A 15,306-nucleotide genomic window follows, 5' to 3' on the forward strand; every position below is an offset into this window, starting at 1 on the left:
GCCATGGCATCCGCCCCCTTTCGCGTTCCCGGGACCGCGCTACCGAAACGCGCACCCGAACAGAACCGTCGAGTGTCCAAGACACGCCGCAATGCCCGGTGGGGAAACGGCGTGTCTTGGACACTCGGCGGGCACCGCACAGAGAAGGATCGGGCCCATCATGAACGACTGGCAGAACCGAGTGGACGCTGTCTGGGCGGACGAGACCCTCACGCCCGGTGACGTGATCGAGCGGATCGACGCGCTCTCGAGCGAACGGCCGGAGGACGACGCGGTGGCCCTGTTCGAGCGAGCGGGTGCACGCGACTCGGCCGGTGTCGAGGACGAGGCGGAGGTCCTCTACCGCCGTGCCCTCGCGCTCGGTCTCGACGACGAGCGCCGCACGCGCGCGACGATCCAGCTCGCCAGCACCATCCGCAACCTGGGCAAGACCGCCGAAGCCCTCGCGATGCTGCGCGCGGAGTACGAGCGCGAACCGCGCGGACCCCTGCACGACGCGGCTGCGGCGTTCTACGCGCTCGCGCTGGTGTCGAGCGGCGAGCCCGAGCGGGCGGCATCCATCGCCCTTCAGGCCCTCGCCCCGCACCTTCCGCGCTATACCCGGTCGGTGACCGGATACGCGCGAGAAATCGCCGACGACCGCGTCTGATCCGCCCGCGGCGAACACGGCATCCCGCCCCGGAACGCGCCGGTAGATTCGTTGCAGATCACCGGAAGAGGAGCACAAATGCCCGAACCCCTTATGGCAACGAGCGTCTTCGACAGGCTGCTGAAGGACCGCATCATCTGGCTCGGTTCGGAGGTGCGTGACGAGAACGCCAACGAGATCTGCGCGAAGATCCTCCTGCTCGCCGCAGAAGACCCGCAGAAGGACATCTACCTCTACATCAACTCGCCCGGCGGCTCGATCACGGCCGGTATGGCGATCTACGACACGATGCAGTTCGTGCCGAACGACATCGTCACCGTCGGTATCGGCATGGCGGCCTCGATGGGGCAGCTGCTGCTGACGAGCGGCACCAAGGGCAAGCGCTACATCACGCCCAACGCCCGCGTGCTTCTCCACCAGCCCCACGGCGGATTCGGCGGAACGTCGAGCGACATCCAGACGCAGGCTCAGCTCATCCTCGACATGAAGCGCCGCCTCGCCGAGATCACCGCCTCGCAGACCGGCAAGAGCGTCGAGCAGATCAACGCCGACGGTGACCGCGACCGCTGGTTCACCGCTCAGGAAGCCCTCGAGTACGGCTTCGTCGACCACATGCGCGAACACGCCACCGACGTCACCGGCGGCGGCGGAACCGCGGCCTGAGTCGAGAGGAAAAGGACACCGATATGAACATCCCCACCTTCGGCGGCGCTGCGGCGCACATGCCTTCGAGCCGCTACGTCCTTCCTCAGTTCGAGGAGCGCACCGCCTACGGCTACAAGCGTCAGGACCCCTACAACAAGCTGTTCGAGGACCGCGTCATCTTCCTGGGCGTCCAGGTCGACGACGCCTCGGCAGACGACGTCATGGCCCAGCTGCTCGTTCTCGAGTCGCAGGACCCCGACCGCGACATCATCATGTACATCAACTCGCCCGGTGGCTCGTTCACGGCCATGACGGCGATCTACGACACGATGCAGTACGTCTCGCCGCAGATCCAGACGGTCGTGCTCGGACAGGCCGCGTCCGCGGCATCCGTCCTGCTCGCCGCCGGCGCGCCCGGCAAGCGTCTCGCCCTGCCCAACGCCCGCATCCTGATCCACCAGCCCGCGATGGGCGAGGCCGGTCACGGACAGGCGTCAGACATCGAGATCCAGGCCGCCGAGATTCTGCGCATGCGCACCTGGCTCGAAGAGACCATGGCGCGCCACACGGGTCAGGACGCGGCGAAGGTCAACAAGGACATCGACCGCGACAAGATCCTCTCCGCCCAGGAGGCGATGGAGTACGGCATCGTCGACCAGGTGCTGACCACGCGCAAGCGTCAGCCGGCGGCACTCACCGCCTGATACCCGCGCTTTCTCGACGACGCCCCGCAGACCCGTCTCGGTCTGCGGGGCGTCGTCTTGCGCGGATCACACCGGCACCGCGGGCGCAAATGCCCTCGGTTCGCTCGGGCACGGGTTAGGCTCGTGGCACACAGGCGTGAGGGCGCCGAGTGACGAGGAGGAACAGGCATGGCACGCATCGGAGAAAGCGCCGATCTGTTCAAATGCTCCTTCTGCGGAAAGAGCCAGAAGCAGGTGCAGCAGCTGATCGCCGGTCCGGGCGTGTACATCTGCGACGAGTGCGTCGAGCTCTGCAACGAGATCATCGAAGAGCGCATGGCCGAGTCCTCGGCCGGTGAGGTCGCCGAGTTCGACCTCCCGAAGCCGCGCGAGATCTTCTCGTTCCTCGAGGAGTACGTCGTCGGACAGGAGCCCGCGAAGCGCGCTCTCGCCGTCGCCGTCTACAACCACTACAAGCGCGTCCGTGCGCACGGCACCCTGCAGCCCGCCGAGGCGCGTGCCGAAGAGATCGACATCGCCAAGAGCAACATCCTGCTCCTCGGTCCGACCGGTTGCGGCAAGACCTACCTCGCGCAGACTCTCGCGAAGCGGTTGAACGTGCCCTTCGCGGTCGCGGATGCCACGGCTCTCACCGAGGCCGGCTACGTCGGCGAAGACGTCGAGAACATCCTCCTCAAGCTCCTGCAGGCCGCCGACTTCGACGTGAAGCGCGCCGAGACGGGCATCATCTACATCGACGAGGTCGACAAGATCGCCCGCAAGGCCGAGAACCCCTCGATCACGCGCGACGTGTCGGGCGAGGGCGTGCAGCAGGCGCTGTTGAAGATCCTCGAGGGCACGGTCGCCTCGGTGCCGCCGCAGGGCGGCCGGAAGCACCCGCACCAGGAGTTCATCCAGATCGACACGACGAACGTCCTGTTCATCGTGGCCGGGGCCTTCGCGGGTCTCGAAGAGATCATCTCGGCGCGCGTCGGCAAGCACGGCGTGGGCTTCGGCGCTCCGCTGCACCGCAAGGAGGACGCACCCGACCTCTTCAGCGAAGCGCTGCCCGAAGACCTCCACAAGTTCGGTCTCATCCCCGAGTTCATCGGTCGTCTCCCGGTCGTGGCATCCGTCTCGCCCCTTGACCAGGACGCGCTCATGGAGATCCTCACCGCTCCGCGCAACGCGCTCGTCAAGCAGTACCAGCGCATGTTCGAGCTCGACGGTGTGCAACTCGAGTTCGACGAGGACGCGTTGCGCGCGATCGCCGACCTCGCCGTCGCCCGCAAGACGGGCGCGCGCGGACTGCGCGCAATCCTCGAGGACGTGCTCGGGCCGATCATGTTCGACGTGCCGTCGTCCGACGACATCGCGAAGGTCGTCATCACGCGCGCGGCGGTCGAGGACGGTGCCCAGCCGACGATCGTCCTGGCGCAGAAGCGTCGCAGCGCCTGACACGCGTGGGCGGCTGGCGGGGACGCGGCGAATCGCTGCGCGTCCGGCCGTTCACCGTCGGCGGGATCGCGCGCGGTGCTCGACTGGTGCTCCGCGACACGCCGGACGCCGCTCTCTCGCTCGCTCTCGACGCCCTGTGCGAGGAGCGTTTCGACCTCGGGGACGATCGTGTGGCCCGGGCGCTGAGGGAGCGCGGCTCGGAGTGGGTCGCCCAGGACGTCCGCATCGGCCACCCGAATCCGTCGTGGAACACCGGATTCGTGGATGCCATGCTGTCGGACACTCTTCTGACGGTGGTGCCCGGCCTCTGGCGTCACGCCACGCCGACCCTCGTCATGGCCAGTGCGCGGGCCCACCGCGAGGGCGCGGAGCTCGTCGCCTTCTCTCACGTCACCGTCCGAGGGTGGACCTCGTCGAACGACGCGGCCCCCCTGCTGAAAGCGGCTCTGGACCGGGTCGAGGCGTCGGGGAACGTCGTGTCGCGCGAGCCCCTGCACGGTGTCCCGAACGACAGAGCTCCGGCCTCCCAGGCTTTCGTGCGCGAGGTCCTGGGCTGGCGCTAGAGGGCGCATGGTGCCGGCCGCGCCGCGCTGCTGTGGCCGGCACCCGCGCGCGCAGCCGCCCATAAACACGATTCGCTCACAGAAACACGAGGAGAACGTGTTTCCGTGAGCGAACAGCGTTTATGGGAGTCGCCGCCGCCACCAGGGACGGGTTGATCGCTCAGCCCGTCAGGCCCCGACGCTCCAGCAGTGGCTGGATCTCGGCATCCCTGCCCCGGAAGTCGCGGTACGCGGCGAGCGGATCGGCCGACCCTCCCACACCGAGGAGCCGCTGCCGGAAGCGGTCGCCGTTGTCGCGCGTGAGACCGCCGTTGTCGCGGAACCACTCCACCGTGTCGGCATCGAGCACCTCGCTCCAGATGTACGAGTAGTAGCCCGCGCTGTAGCCGCCCGAGAACACGTGCGCGAAGTAGGTCGAGGCGTAACGGGTGGGGACAGCCGGGTTGTCGAGGCCGATGTCGGCCAGCGCTGTCGCCTCGAACTCCGCGACGTCGATGTCGGCGGTCGCCTCGTCGACCGACAGGCCGTGCCACGCCTGGTCGATCCAGGATGCCGCGAGGTACTCGCTCGTCGCGAAACCCTGGTTGAAGGCCTCTGACGCGTGCAGCCTCTCGACGACGTCCGCGGGCAGAGGCTCATCGGTGTCGATGTGACGGGCGTAGTTCGTGAGGATCTCGGGCCAGAGGATCCACATCTCGTTGACCTGGCTCGGGAACTCGACGAAGTCGCGGTGGACCGCGGTGCCGGCGAAGTGCGGGTAGGTGACCGTGGCGAACAGCCCGTGCAGGGCGTGACCGAACTCGTGGAAGAGCGTCGTGACCTCATCGAGCGTGAGCAGAGTGGGCGTGCCCGGCGCCGGCTTGTTGACGTTCAGGTTGTTGACGACGACGGGAGCCGTCCCGCGCAGGGCCGACTGGGTGACGATCGAGTTCATCCAGGCGCCGCCGCGCTTGGAGTCGCGCGTGTACAGGTCGAGCAGGAACAGTCCGAGTTCACTGCCATCGGCGTTGTGCACCTCGAACACGCGGACGTCGGGGTGGTAGCCCTGCAGATCGTGACGTTCGGTGATCGTCACGCCGTACAGCTGTTCGGCCGCGAAGAAGACGCCGTCGCGGAGCACGCGCTCGGCCTCGAACCAGGGGCGCAGGGCCGCGCGATCGAGGTCGTACTCGGCCGCGCGCACCTTCTCGGTGTAGAAGGCCCAGTCGTGGGCTTCGATCCGGATGCCGTCGGCGTCGGCGATGCGCTGGAGCGCGGCCTGCTCCGACCGGGCGTTCGTCGCAGCGGGCACGGCGAGGCGACGCAGGAGGTCGTGCACGGTCTGAGGGGACCCGGCCGTCTGATCGGCCAGGATCGCGGCCGCGTGAGACGGGTACCCCAGGAGTGCCGCGCGCTCGGCGCGGAGGCGCACGATCTCGCGGAGGACCTCGCGGTTGTCGTGCTCGTTGCCACGTGCGCCACGCGCACGCGATGCCTCGAGCAGCCGGCGCCGGCTCTCGCGGTTCGCGAGGGACGCGAGGTAAGGGTGTCCGGTGTAGAGCGTGAGGGTGACGACGTACCGACCGTCGAGCCCGCGGGCGGTGGCGGCCTGTGCGGCGGCCGACAGCTCGCCCTCGCTCAGTCCGTCGAGTTCGGCGGCATCGTCGAACACGACGGCGAGATCGTTGGTGTCCGCGAGGAGGTTCTTCTCGAACGTCGTCGTCAGGACCGAGAGACGCTGGTTGAGGTCGGTGAGCCGCTTCTTCTGCTCGTCGTCGAGACCGGCACCGGCCAACGACATCTCGCGGTGGTGACGCTCGACGAGGTGGCGGCTCTCGGCATCCAGACCCAGCTCATCGAGCTGCGCGTGAAGAGCCGAGATGCGGGCGAAAAGGGTCGCGTCCAGCTGGATGGCGTCGCTGTGGGCGGCCATGAGCGGCGCGAGCTCTTCCTCGACGGCCTGGATCTCGGCCGTGCCGTCCGCCGACGACACCGTGTAGAACGTGCGGGCGATGCGATCGAGCAGAGCCCCGCTGCGTTCGAGGGCCATCAGGGTGTTCTCGAAGGTCGGCGCGTCGGTTTGCGAGGTGATCTGCTCCACCTCGGCCCGGTGCGCGGCGAACGCCTCGCGGAACGCGGGCAGGTAGTGCTCGGCGCGAATGCTGCCATAGGGCGGCAGATCGTAGGGGAGAGCGGGCGGTGAGAGGAGGGGATTGGTCACGGCATCCGTCATCCGTCCAGCGTAGTCATCTGCCTCATGCCCGGATGCAAAGAAGTATTTGCATAGATGCGATTGCAAAGGTATCTTTGCACTATGAACACGGAGTCGCCCCGCGAACGCATCCTCGACGCCGGCGCGCTGCGCGCCCTCGCCCACCCCCTCCGCGTGCGCCTGTTCGATCTGCTCAGCCAGTACGGGGCTCAGACGGCGAGCGGACTGGCCGCGCTGACGGGGGAGTCCACAGGAGCCACGAGCTACCACCTGCGTGCACTCGCGCGTCACGACCTCATCCGCGAGGTCGAAGGGCGCGGAACCGCGCGAGAGCGGTGGTGGGAGCGTCCCGCCGGCGCCGTCACGCTGTCGGACCCCGAACTCGCGAAGACCCCCGCCGGTCGAGCCGTACAAGAGGTCGTCGCGAGCGAGACGTTGACGCTGCGACAGGAGCAGCTCATGCACTTCGTGCGCCACGGGTGGGACGAGACCGCTGAGTGGCGGGACGCCACCCTGATCTCCACCGCCAGCGCGAGGCTGACAGCCGAACAGATGGCCGAGCTCAGCGCTCGGCTACAGACCGTGATCGACGAGACGGTCGCCCGATACCGAGACCAGACCGGAGACGCTGTGCGCGTGGTGTCGGTGCGCGCCGACGTCTTCCCCCTGCCCATTCAAGGAGCCGCATCATGACCACCCTGACGACTTCCCTGCCCACCGCGCCCCGCGCGCTCGCGCCGACCGCTCTCGACCGCGCACTGATCGCTCTCTCGCGGGCGCTCGCGCGAGCCGCCGAACACCGCATGCGGGCGCGCGAGAATCGAGCCCTCACCACCCGCACGCGCGACACCGCCCGTGATCGCGGGCGGTCACTGACCGCGGAGGCGGAGTTCACGCTCCGCATCCGCTGACGTCGACTCAGGCGAACTCGTCGCCCTCGTCGTAGCGCACGACGACCTCGCCCGCGGCATCCTGCGTCACGACGACGCCGGTGTCGAGCTCAGCCACCGGACGGCCTTCGAGGAAGGTCAGCGTCCACCGCGGCGCGGGGGCGCTGAGCCCGTCGGGGTTGAGAGCCTCCTCGACCGCGGCGATCTGCGCGTGGAGCACCTCGGGAACAGCCTTCGGCGGCTCTTCGCGGGCGGTCCAACGGGTTCCGAGCTGCATCAGTCCTCCTGGGGTGCGAACACGATGTCGGTGACGGTGGTGGTCTCGCCCTCGGCGAAGGCGATCGTCTCGATGCGTCCCACCGCGCGCAGGTCGCCCTCCGCGAGGCGCAGGGCCTCGACGTGCGGCCCGGACACGGTCAGCGAGGTGACCGGCGTCTTCTGCGAGGCCTTTGCCTCGGTCTTGGCGCGACGGATGCCGATGAGCGCCTGACTCACGGCGGTCAGCACCGCCGGGTCGCCCTCGATGCCGAGCGGCTCGGGCCAGGCGACAGTGTGCACCGAGCCCTCTTCGAACCACGACCACACCTCCTCCGACGCGAACGAAAGCACGGGCGCGAACAGGCGCACGAGCGTCGACAGGGCCGTGCGCAGCGCGAGAGCCGCGGAGGCCTGACCCACGTCGGTCTGGTCGTACGCGCGCTCCTTGACGAGCTCGAGGTAGTCGTCGCAGAACGTCCAGAAGAACGACTCCGTGATCTCGAGCGCACGCGCGTGGTCGTACGCCTCGAAGGCGGCGGTGGCGTCGCGCACGACGGCATCCAGCGTCGCGAGCATCGACGCGTCCAGCGCGTGCGTGACCTGCGCGCCCTCGGGCACCGGGAACGACAGCACGAACTTCGCCGCGTTCAGCAGCTTGATCGCCAGGCGTCGACCGATCTTTACCTGCGTCGGGTTCTGCGGGTCGAAGGCCGCGTCGGTGCCGAGGCGGCTCGACGCCGACCAGTACCGAACCGCGTCGGAGCCGTGCTGCTTCAGGATGTCGGCGGGCGTCACCACGTTGCCCTTCGACTTCGACATCTTCTTGCGGTCGGGGTCGACGATGAAGCCCGAGATCGCAGCATCCGACCAGGGGTTCCGGTCGTCTTCGAGGGCGCTGCGCAGCATGGTCGAGAAGAGCCAGGTGCGGATGATGTCCTGACCCTGCGGGCGCAGGTCGAACGGCGCCACGAGGTTCCAGAGCTCGTCGTCGCGCTGCCAGCCGCCGGCCAGCTGCGGGGTGAGGGAGGACGTCGCCCACGTGTCGAGGATGTCGCGCTCGGCGTCGAAGCCGCCGGCCGCACCGCGCTGGTCTTCGGTGTAGCCCGGGGGCACGTCCGTGGTCGGGTCGACGGGCAGCGACGCCAGGTCGGGGGTCAGCACACGGTCGTAGTCCCGCTCCCCGTTCTCGTCGAGGGCGTACCAGACCGGGATCGGCACGCCGAAGAAGCGCTGGCGCGACACGAGCCAGTCGCCGGTGAGCCCGTTGGTCCAGTTCTCGAAGCGCACGCGCATGAAGTCCGGATGCCACGACATCTCGCGACCGAGCGAGATCAGGCGCTCGCGCAGCTCGGCATCCCGAGCCCCGTTGCGGATGTACCACTGGCGCGTCGACACGATCTCGAGCGGCCGGTCGCCCTTCTCGAAGAACTTCACGGGGTGGGTGAAGGGCTTCGGGGCGCCCTCCATGGCGCCGGACTCCTGCAGCAGCTCCACGATGCGCTTCTTGGCGCTGAACACGGTCTTGCCCGCGAGTTCCGCGTACGCAGCCTGCGCGGCATCCGTCACGATCACGTCGGGGGCGTCGGCGACGATGCGACCGTCCTTGCCGATGATCGTGCGGTTGGGGAGGTCGAGCTCGCGCCACCAGATGATGTCGGTCACGTCGCCGAACGTGCAGATCATGGCGATGCCCGAGCCCTTGTCCTTCTGCGCGAGGGGGTGGGCGAGCACCGGCACCTCGACGTCGAAGAGGGGCGTGCGCACGGTCGAGCCGAACAGCGGCTGGTAGCGCTCGTCGTCGGGGTTGGCCACGAGGGCCACGCACGCGGGCAGCAGCTCGGGGCGGGTGGTCTCGATGAACACGTCGCCCGAACCGTCGGTCTTGGCGAAGCCCACGCGGTGGTACGCGGCGGGCTGGTCGCGGTCCTCGAGCTCGGCCTGGGCGATCGCGGAACGGAAGTCCACGTCCCACAGCGTCGGCGCGAGCGCCTGGTACGCCTCGCCGCGCTCGATGTTGCGCAGGAACGCCAGCTGGCTCGTGCGGATCGAGTCGTCGGAGATCGTGCGGTACGTCTGCGTCCAGTCGACGCTCAGGCCCAGCTCGCGGAAGAGGTCCTCGAACTGCTTCTCGTCTTCGACGGTGAGCTGCTCGCACAGCTCGATGAAGTTGCGGCGGCTGATCGGCACCTGGTCGGCGGCCTTGCTGCTCTTGTTGTCGCCTCCCGCGAACGGCGGGGTGAAGTCGGCGTCGTAGGGGAGCGACGGGTCGCAGCGCACGCCGTAGTAGTTCTGCACGCGGCGCTCAGTGGGCAGGCCGTTGTCGTCCCAGCCCATCGGGTAGAACACGGTCTTGCCGCGCATGCGCTCGAACCGCACCTTGACGTCGGTGTGGGTGAACGAGAACACGTGTCCGATGTGCAGGCTTCCGGATGCCGTCGGCGGCGGGGTGTCGACCGAGTACACGCCCTGACGACCGGCCTCGGCGGCGCGGATGCGGTCGAAGACGTAGGTGCCGTTCTCACGCCACACGGCGTCCCACTTCTGCTCGAGGCCTTCCAGGGCGGGCTTGTCGGGAATGGTGGCCATGGGGGTACTCCTCGAGCGATATGGGCGGCACTGTGTGAGCGTGCCTGATGGGTGTGGCTTCCAGGATACCGGGGGAGTCGCGCGCGAGAGCGCGGCGCGCAGATCCGGAGATCGCGGCCGGACCCGGATGCATTCGCGCGCTGCGTCAGGATGCAGCGCCCTTCTCCGGATCTGCGGGCCACCCCTCCGCGCCCCAACTTTCCGCACTGGGTCCAGGAACACCGGTAGTCTGAAGGTTCCCCATCGAAAACTCCGAGGTTGCTCCATGCCTTCTGTGCCTTCCCGCGGGCGGCTCGCCCGCCGCGTGCTCTCGACGGTGGCCGTCGCCGCGGTCGCCGCTCTGACCCTCGCTTCGTGCGCCGGTTCCGACCCCGCGGCCGAGGGAGACGGCGAGCTCGTCTGGGCGATCGAGGGAGCCAACCTCTCGGCCGGTCACATGGACCCGCAGACCAGCCAGCTCGACGTGTCGGCGATGGTCCAGCGCGCGGTCCTCGACTCGCTCGTCTTCCAGGAGGCCGACGGTTCGTTCTCGCCGTGGCTTGCGACCTCGTGGGAGGTCGAGGACGGCGGCGCGACCTACGTCTTCCAACTCCGTGACGACGTGACCTTCCACGACGGCACGCCCTTCGACGCGGCGGCCGTGAAGGCGAACTTCGATCGCATCGTCGACCCGGCGACCGCGTCGGCCCAGGCCGCCTCGATGCTGGGCGGCGACCTCTACGCGGGCACCGACGTCGTCGACGAGCACACCGTCCGCGTGCGCTTCTCGCAGCCCTACTCACCCTTCCTGCAGGCCGCGAGCACGGCTCTGCTCGGGTTCTACTCGCCCGCCGTGCTCTCGGCGAAGGCCGACCAGCTCAAGGCCGGCGGTCCCGGGGTGAACGTCGGCACCGGCCCCTTCGAGCTGACCGAGTACACGCCCGATCAGGACATCGTGTACACCCGCAACGACGACTACACGTGGGGACCCGACGGCGGCGGAAAGCCGGCGTTCAAGACGCTTCGCGTCGACATCCTCCCCGAGGCCTCGGTGCGCCTCGGCGCGCTGTCGAGCGGCCAGGCCGACGTCGTCACGAACCTCCCGCCGAACCTCGTCTCGCAGGTTCCGGGCGATGACACCGTCGAGTCGATCGCGTACCCGGGCCTGCCCTACTCGCTGTACCTGAACGAGAAGTACGGGGTGTTCGCCGACCAGAACGTGCGGCAGGCCTTCAGTCGCGCGATCGACGTCGACACGGCCGTGCAGGAGATCTTCTTCGGGCAGTACCCGCGCGCCTGGAGCATCCTCGGCGCCACGACGCCCGGTTACGACGCGAGCCTGGAGAACTCCTGGCCGTTCGACCCCGCCGAGGCGAACGCGCTGCTGGACGCCTCCGGATGGACGGGACGGGATGCCGACGGCATTCGCACCAAGAACGGTCAGCGTCTCACCGCCCGGTGGATCGCATGGACCCCGGTCCCGGACGACCGCGCGGCGCTCGCGAACGCGATCCAGAGCGACCTCAAGGCTGTCGGTTTCGACCTGCAGCGCGAGGTGCTGGAACCCGGCGCGTACAACGAGCAGTACGGTCCCAAGACGTTCGATCTGACCGACTGGGGCTTCTCGGGCGTCGACCCCGACCTGCTGCGGAGCCACCTCGCCAGCGACGGTTTCCAGAACGCCTCGCAGGTCAGCGATCCCGCGCTCGACGCCCTGCTTCAGGAGGGCGCCTCGACGACCGATCAGGCCGCGCGGAACGCCATCTACGCGCAGGTGCAGCAGTGGAACGCGCAGCACGCCGCGATCGTCCCGCTGTACAGCCCCGCCCTGATCAGCGCCATCACTCCGAGAGTGTCCGGCCTGACCTTCGACCTCTACGGTCGCCCGTTGTTCGCGACCGCCTCGGTCGGCTGATCGCCCGCACACCACAGACCACGGATGCCACGCCCTCGCTCGCGCGCGATCCTCTCGCGCCTCGGCGGGATCGTGGCATCCGTCGTCCTGGTGTTGTGGGGAGCGGCCACCGTCGCGTTCGTCGCGTTCCGGATCATCCCCGGCGATCCGGTCGAGGTCATGCTCGGCCCGCAGGCGCAGGTCAGCGACGCGGTCAAGGACGGAATCCGCACGGAGCTCGGACTCGACCGCCCGGTGCTCGAGCAGTACGGCGCGTTCCTCGGTCGACTCGCGCGCGGTGACCTGGGGGAGTCGTACCAGTTGCGACTGCCCGTGAGCGAGGTCATCGGGCGCCAGCTCGGCCCCACCCTGCAGCTCTCGGCCCTCGCGTTGGGGATCGCGCTCGTCCTGGCCCTGGCATCCGCTCTTCTCGTCCGCGGACGGACGGGCCGGGTCGTGGCGTCCGGGATCGAACTCGTCGTGCTCTCGTCGCCGGTGTTCTGGACGGGGCTCGTGCTGCTGAGCGTGTTCTCGTTCCAGCTCGGCTGGTTCCCGGTGTCGGGGGCGCGCGACCCGTCGGCGATCGTCCTGCCGGCCGTGACGCTGGCCCTGCCGGTCGCGGCTCTGCTCGCGCAGGTTCTGCGCGACGGGGTGCAGGCGGCGGAACGCGAACCGTTCCTCGTCACCGTGCGAGCACGCGGTGCCTCGCCGTTCCGCGAGAGCGTGCACCACACTCTGCGTCACGCGAGCGTGGGCGCCGTGACGCTCGCGGCCTACCTCGTCGGCTCGCTCCTCGGGGGCGCCGTGCTCGTCGAGACGGTGTTCGCCCGCCCCGGCATCGGGCGAGTGACGCTCACGGCGATCACCGACCGCGACCTGCCCGTCATCACGGGTGTGATCCTGCTGAGCGCGCTCGTCTTCGTCATCGTGAACACGATCGTCGACCTCGTCGTGCCGCTGCTCGACCCGCGGCTCCGGGGCGCGTCCGCGGCGATCCGGGTGCGGGCGGGGGTGCCCGCATGACGGTGGTGGATGCGCCGAAGCGCACGCGTTCCGGCGGGCGGACCCTCGCGCTCGGCATCGCCGGCGGGGTGCTCGCCGTCATCGCCCTCGCGGCTGTCGCCCCCGGCCTGCTCGCGACGCACGACCCGCTCGTGACTGACGTGCGTGCTGCCCTGCAGCCCCCGAGCGCGGCGCACTGGTTCGGCACGGACCAGAGCGGGCGCGATGTGTACTCGCGCGTCGTCTACGGGACGGGCCGTTCGGTCGGTACGGGGCTCCTCGCCACCGCCCTCGCTTTCGTCGTCGGGATCGTGGCCGGGTCTCTCGCCGCTGTCTCGCCAAGGGTCGTGGATGCCGCCGCCATGCGCGTCGTCGACGTGCTGCTCGCGTTCCCCGAGTTCCTCGTCGCGCTCCTCGTCGTCGCGGTGCTGGGACCGGGCCCGGTCAATGTCGCGGTGGCCGTGACGATCGCCGCCATCCCGGTCTACATCCGCCTCGCTCGCGCGCAGACGCGCACACTCGCGGCCGCCGAGCACGTCGAGGCCGCGCGGATCGTCGGCGTCCCCGCCGTCGTCGTGCACATCCGCCACGTGCTGCCGGGCGTCCTGGGCGCCGTGAGCGTGCTGGCCACGATCGGCATCGGGACGAGCATCCTCGCCGCGGCGGGGTTGAGCTTCCTCGGTCTGGGGCCGACCGAACCCACGCCGGAATGGGGGTTGATGCTCTCGGCTGGACGCAATCTGCTGCTGCAGGCGCCCTGGGTCGCCGTGTTCCCCGGGCTGGCGATCACCACGACCGTCATCAGCGTCAGCGTGATCGGGCGCATCCTGCGGGCCGGGACCGAGGAGCGGGGCGCATGAGCGGGCTCAGGGTGCGAGACCTCCGGGTCGCCGCGGGGCGAACGCCGCTCGTCCGCGGTCTCGACCTCGACGTGGCGCCGGGGGAGTGCGTGGCGATCGTCGGCGAATCGGGCACCGGAAAGTCGCTGACGGCCGCGGCGCTGCTCGGTCTGCTGCCGCGGACCCTGTCGTGGAGCGCCGCCGCCCTCGAGGTCGACGGCGTCGACGGGCGCGGCCTCGACGAGCGGCGGTGGCGCGGGCTCCGCGGGCGCCGGATCGCCCTGGTGTCGCAGGACGCCCTCGTCTCGCTGGACCCGCTGCGGCGCGTCGGAGCCGAAGTGGCCGAGCCCGTGCGCATCCATGAACCCGCCGTCCGCGGGGAGGCGCTCCGCGCGCGCGTCCGCGGGGTGCTGGACCGCGTGGCGCTGCCCGAGCCCGACCGGCGGGCTCGCCAGTATCCCCACGAGCTCTCGGGCGGACTTCGCCAGCGCGCGCTCCTCGCCTCGGCTCTCGCCGCCGATCCCGCGATCCTCATCGCCGACGAACCGACGACGGCCCTGGATGCCACGGTCCAGGCGCGCGTGCTCGACCAGTTGCGGCGTATTGCCGACGCCGGTGTCGCGGTGGTGTTCATCAGTCACGACCTCGCGGCCGTCCGCCGCGTGGCCGATCGCGTGATCGTCCTGCACGACGGTCGCGTGGTCGAGACCGGCGAGACCGCCCGGGTGCTCTCCGCCCCGCGCGATCCGCAGACCCGCGCGCTCGTCGAGGCGACGCATCACGAGCTCCTGCACCGCGCCCCGCGATTCGACGCACCGCTGATGGCCGGCAAGCGACTGCGCAAGAGCTTCGGCGACCGCGTCGCGGTCGACGACGTCAGCTTCACGCTGCACCGTGGACGGACCCTCGCGATCGTCGGCGAATCGGGATCGGGCAAGACGACGCTCGCCCGACTCATCGTCGGAGTGGGCGCCCCGGATGAAGGGAGCCTCACGTTCGACGGACGCCCCTGGTCTCCCCACGCGGCGCGCGGTGCCTCTCGGCGCCGCGTACAGCTTGTGCAGCAGAACCCCTGGGGCGCGCTCGATCCGCGCTGGAGCGTCGCCCGCACGGTGGGGGAGGCGGTCGCTGCGGCCGGGGTTCCCCGTCCGCGCCGCCGCGCCGAGGTCGATGCGCTGCTTCACGAGGTCGGTCTGGGTGCCGGCTTCGGGCGACGACTGCCGGCGCAGCTCTCGGGCGGACAACGGCAGCGGGTCGCGATCGCTCGCGCGCTGGCGACGGATCCCGACCTCCTCGTTCTCGACGAGCCGGTCTCGGCGCTCGACGCGACCGTCCGCGCGCGTATCCTCGACCGCCTTCGGGCTCTCCAGCGTGAGCGGGATCTCGCGATGGTGTTCATCACGCACGATCTCGAGGTGGTCGCGGGCATCGCCGACGACGTGCTCGTGATGAAGGACGGCCGCGTCGTCGAGTCCGGCCCCGTGCCGTGCGTGTTCGCCGAGCCCCGGCATCCCTTCACGCAAGAGCTCCTCGCCGCCTCCGCTTCCCCTTCCTCCTCTGCCCTCACCGCCCCGCCGACCGAGCGTTGAGTGTCCAGGAAACGCCGCAACTCGCTCCGGCATAACGGCGTTTCCTGGACACTCGACGGGGGAGCGAAGGGGCGCAGCGG

14 protein-coding genes are annotated in these 15,306 nt (G+C 69.7%); 11 read left to right on the forward strand and 3 right to left on the reverse strand.

Going from position 1 to position 15,306, the window contains the following annotated elements:
- Positions 1-160: 160 nt before the first annotated feature.
- From NS283_RS07555 to NS283_RS07575, 5 genes are all read left to right on the forward strand, one after another.
- On the forward strand, positions 161-649 hold the full coding sequence (locus tag NS283_RS07555; protein ID WP_058596254.1) for a tetratricopeptide repeat protein: 489 nt from the start codon (positions 161-163) through the stop codon (positions 647-649).
- Between the two features lie 78 nt (positions 650-727).
- Positions 728-1,312: an ATP-dependent Clp protease proteolytic subunit gene (locus NS283_RS07560; protein ID WP_013586418.1), complete on the forward strand. Its 585-nt coding sequence runs from the start codon at positions 728-730 to the stop codon at positions 1,310-1,312.
- Between the two features lie 23 nt (positions 1,313-1,335).
- The gene (locus NS283_RS07565) at positions 1,336-1,998 is read left to right on the forward strand and encodes an ATP-dependent Clp protease proteolytic subunit (RefSeq protein WP_058596255.1); all 663 of its coding nucleotides are present in this window, start codon (positions 1,336-1,338) and stop codon (positions 1,996-1,998) included.
- Positions 1,999-2,166: 168 nt separating this feature from the next.
- Positions 2,167-3,435: an ATP-dependent Clp protease ATP-binding subunit ClpX gene (clpX, locus tag NS283_RS07570; RefSeq protein ID WP_058231495.1), complete on the forward strand. Its 1,269-nt coding sequence runs from the start codon at positions 2,167-2,169 to the stop codon at positions 3,433-3,435.
- Between the two features lie 5 nt (positions 3,436-3,440).
- Positions 3,441-3,998: a hypothetical protein gene (locus NS283_RS07575; protein ID WP_058596256.1), complete on the forward strand. Its 558-nt coding sequence runs from the start codon at positions 3,441-3,443 to the stop codon at positions 3,996-3,998.
- Positions 3,999-4,158: 160 nt separating this feature from the next.
- Here the strand turns inward: NS283_RS07575 and NS283_RS07580 are convergent, their stop codons facing one another.
- Positions 4,159-6,210, reverse strand: a complete 2,052-nt coding sequence (locus NS283_RS07580; RefSeq protein WP_058596257.1) for a M3 family metallopeptidase — start codon at positions 6,208-6,210, stop codon at positions 4,159-4,161.
- Positions 6,211-6,291: 81 nt separating this feature from the next.
- On the opposite strand from NS283_RS07580, the gene NS283_RS07585 reads away from it, so the two are divergent.
- Together NS283_RS07585 and NS283_RS07590 are read left to right on the forward strand one after the other, a co-directional pair.
- Entirely contained in the window at positions 6,292-6,882 is a 591-nt protein-coding gene (locus NS283_RS07585; protein WP_058596258.1) for an ArsR/SmtB family transcription factor, read from the forward strand.
- Positions 6,879-7,100 carry a hypothetical protein gene (locus NS283_RS07590; protein WP_058596259.1) on the forward strand — a complete coding sequence of 74 codons (222 nt, stop codon included), beginning with the start codon at positions 6,879-6,881 and terminating at the stop codon, positions 7,098-7,100. The genes NS283_RS07585 and NS283_RS07590 overlap by 4 nt, the downstream gene beginning before the upstream one ends.
- Before the next feature lie 7 nt (positions 7,101-7,107).
- Here the strand turns inward: NS283_RS07590 and NS283_RS07595 are convergent, their stop codons facing one another.
- Positions 7,108-7,356, reverse strand: a complete 249-nt coding sequence (locus NS283_RS07595) for a hypothetical protein (RefSeq protein ID WP_058596260.1) — start codon at positions 7,354-7,356, stop codon at positions 7,108-7,110.
- Positions 7,356-9,923 (reverse strand): valine--tRNA ligase, encoded by a 2,568-nt coding sequence (gene valS, locus NS283_RS07600; RefSeq protein WP_058596261.1) that lies wholly within the window; start codon positions 9,921-9,923, stop codon positions 7,356-7,358. Before valS ends, NS283_RS07595 begins: the two co-directional genes overlap by 1 nt.
- 265 nt (positions 9,924-10,188) lie before the next feature.
- Here valS and NS283_RS07605 point away from each other — a divergent pair, with 265 nt between their 5' ends.
- Genes NS283_RS07605 through NS283_RS07620 form a run of 4 tightly spaced genes read left to right on the forward strand, consistent with a single transcriptional unit; the run spans position 10,189 to position 15,226 of the window.
- The gene (locus NS283_RS07605; protein WP_058596262.1) at positions 10,189-11,817 is read left to right on the forward strand and encodes an ABC transporter substrate-binding protein; all 1,629 of its coding nucleotides are present in this window, start codon (positions 10,189-10,191) and stop codon (positions 11,815-11,817) included.
- Between the two features lie 24 nt (positions 11,818-11,841).
- Positions 11,842-12,819, forward strand: coding sequence for an ABC transporter permease (locus NS283_RS07610; protein ID WP_058596263.1), 978 nt, complete (start codon positions 11,842-11,844; stop codon positions 12,817-12,819).
- Positions 12,816-13,658 (forward strand): ABC transporter permease, encoded by an 843-nt coding sequence (locus NS283_RS07615; protein ID WP_058596264.1) that lies wholly within the window; start codon positions 12,816-12,818, stop codon positions 13,656-13,658. The genes NS283_RS07610 and NS283_RS07615 overlap by 4 nt, the downstream gene beginning before the upstream one ends.
- Positions 13,655-15,226, forward strand: a complete 1,572-nt coding sequence (locus NS283_RS07620; RefSeq protein WP_058596265.1) for a dipeptide ABC transporter ATP-binding protein — start codon at positions 13,655-13,657, stop codon at positions 15,224-15,226. The genes NS283_RS07615 and NS283_RS07620 overlap by 4 nt, the downstream gene beginning before the upstream one ends.
- Positions 15,227-15,306: the final 80 nt, after the last annotated feature.

The organism is Microbacterium testaceum (assembly GCF_001476285.1).
Classification (GTDB): domain Bacteria; phylum Actinomycetota; class Actinomycetes; order Actinomycetales; family Microbacteriaceae; genus Microbacterium; species Microbacterium testaceum_B.

What these genes read in the sequence shown, in the direction of transcription:
- NS283_RS07615 (WP_058596264.1), top strand. Translation starts at nt 12,816, where the DNA reads ATGACGGTGGTGGATGCGCCGAAGCGCACGCGTTCCGGCGGGCGGACC.
- NS283_RS07620 (WP_058596265.1), top strand. Translation starts at nt 13,655, where the DNA reads ATGAGCGGGCTCAGGGTGCGAGACCTCCGGGTCGCCGCGGGGCGAACG.
- NS283_RS07555 (WP_058596254.1), top strand. Translation starts at nt 161, where the DNA reads ATGAACGACTGGCAGAACCGAGTGGACGCTGTCTGGGCGGACGAGACC.
- NS283_RS07560 (WP_013586418.1), top strand. Translation starts at nt 728, where the DNA reads ATGCCCGAACCCCTTATGGCAACGAGCGTCTTCGACAGGCTGCTGAAG.
- NS283_RS07605 (WP_058596262.1), top strand. Translation starts at nt 10,189, where the DNA reads ATGCCTTCTGTGCCTTCCCGCGGGCGGCTCGCCCGCCGCGTGCTCTCG.
- NS283_RS07595 (WP_058596260.1), bottom strand. Translation starts at nt 7,356, where the DNA reads ATGCAGCTCGGAACCCGTTGGACCGCCCGCGAAGAGCCGCCGAAGGCT.
- NS283_RS07585 (WP_058596258.1), top strand. Translation starts at nt 6,292, where the DNA reads ATGAACACGGAGTCGCCCCGCGAACGCATCCTCGACGCCGGCGCGCTG.
- clpX (WP_058231495.1), top strand. Translation starts at nt 2,167, where the DNA reads ATGGCACGCATCGGAGAAAGCGCCGATCTGTTCAAATGCTCCTTCTGC.
- NS283_RS07610 (WP_058596263.1), top strand. Translation starts at nt 11,842, where the DNA reads ATGCCACGCCCTCGCTCGCGCGCGATCCTCTCGCGCCTCGGCGGGATC.
- valS (WP_058596261.1), bottom strand. Translation starts at nt 9,923, where the DNA reads ATGGCCACCATTCCCGACAAGCCCGCCCTGGAAGGCCTCGAGCAGAAG.
- NS283_RS07580 (WP_058596257.1), bottom strand. Translation starts at nt 6,210, where the DNA reads ATGACGGATGCCGTGACCAATCCCCTCCTCTCACCGCCCGCTCTCCCC.
- NS283_RS07590 (WP_058596259.1), top strand. Translation starts at nt 6,879, where the DNA reads ATGACCACCCTGACGACTTCCCTGCCCACCGCGCCCCGCGCGCTCGCG.
- NS283_RS07565 (WP_058596255.1), top strand. Translation starts at nt 1,336, where the DNA reads ATGAACATCCCCACCTTCGGCGGCGCTGCGGCGCACATGCCTTCGAGC.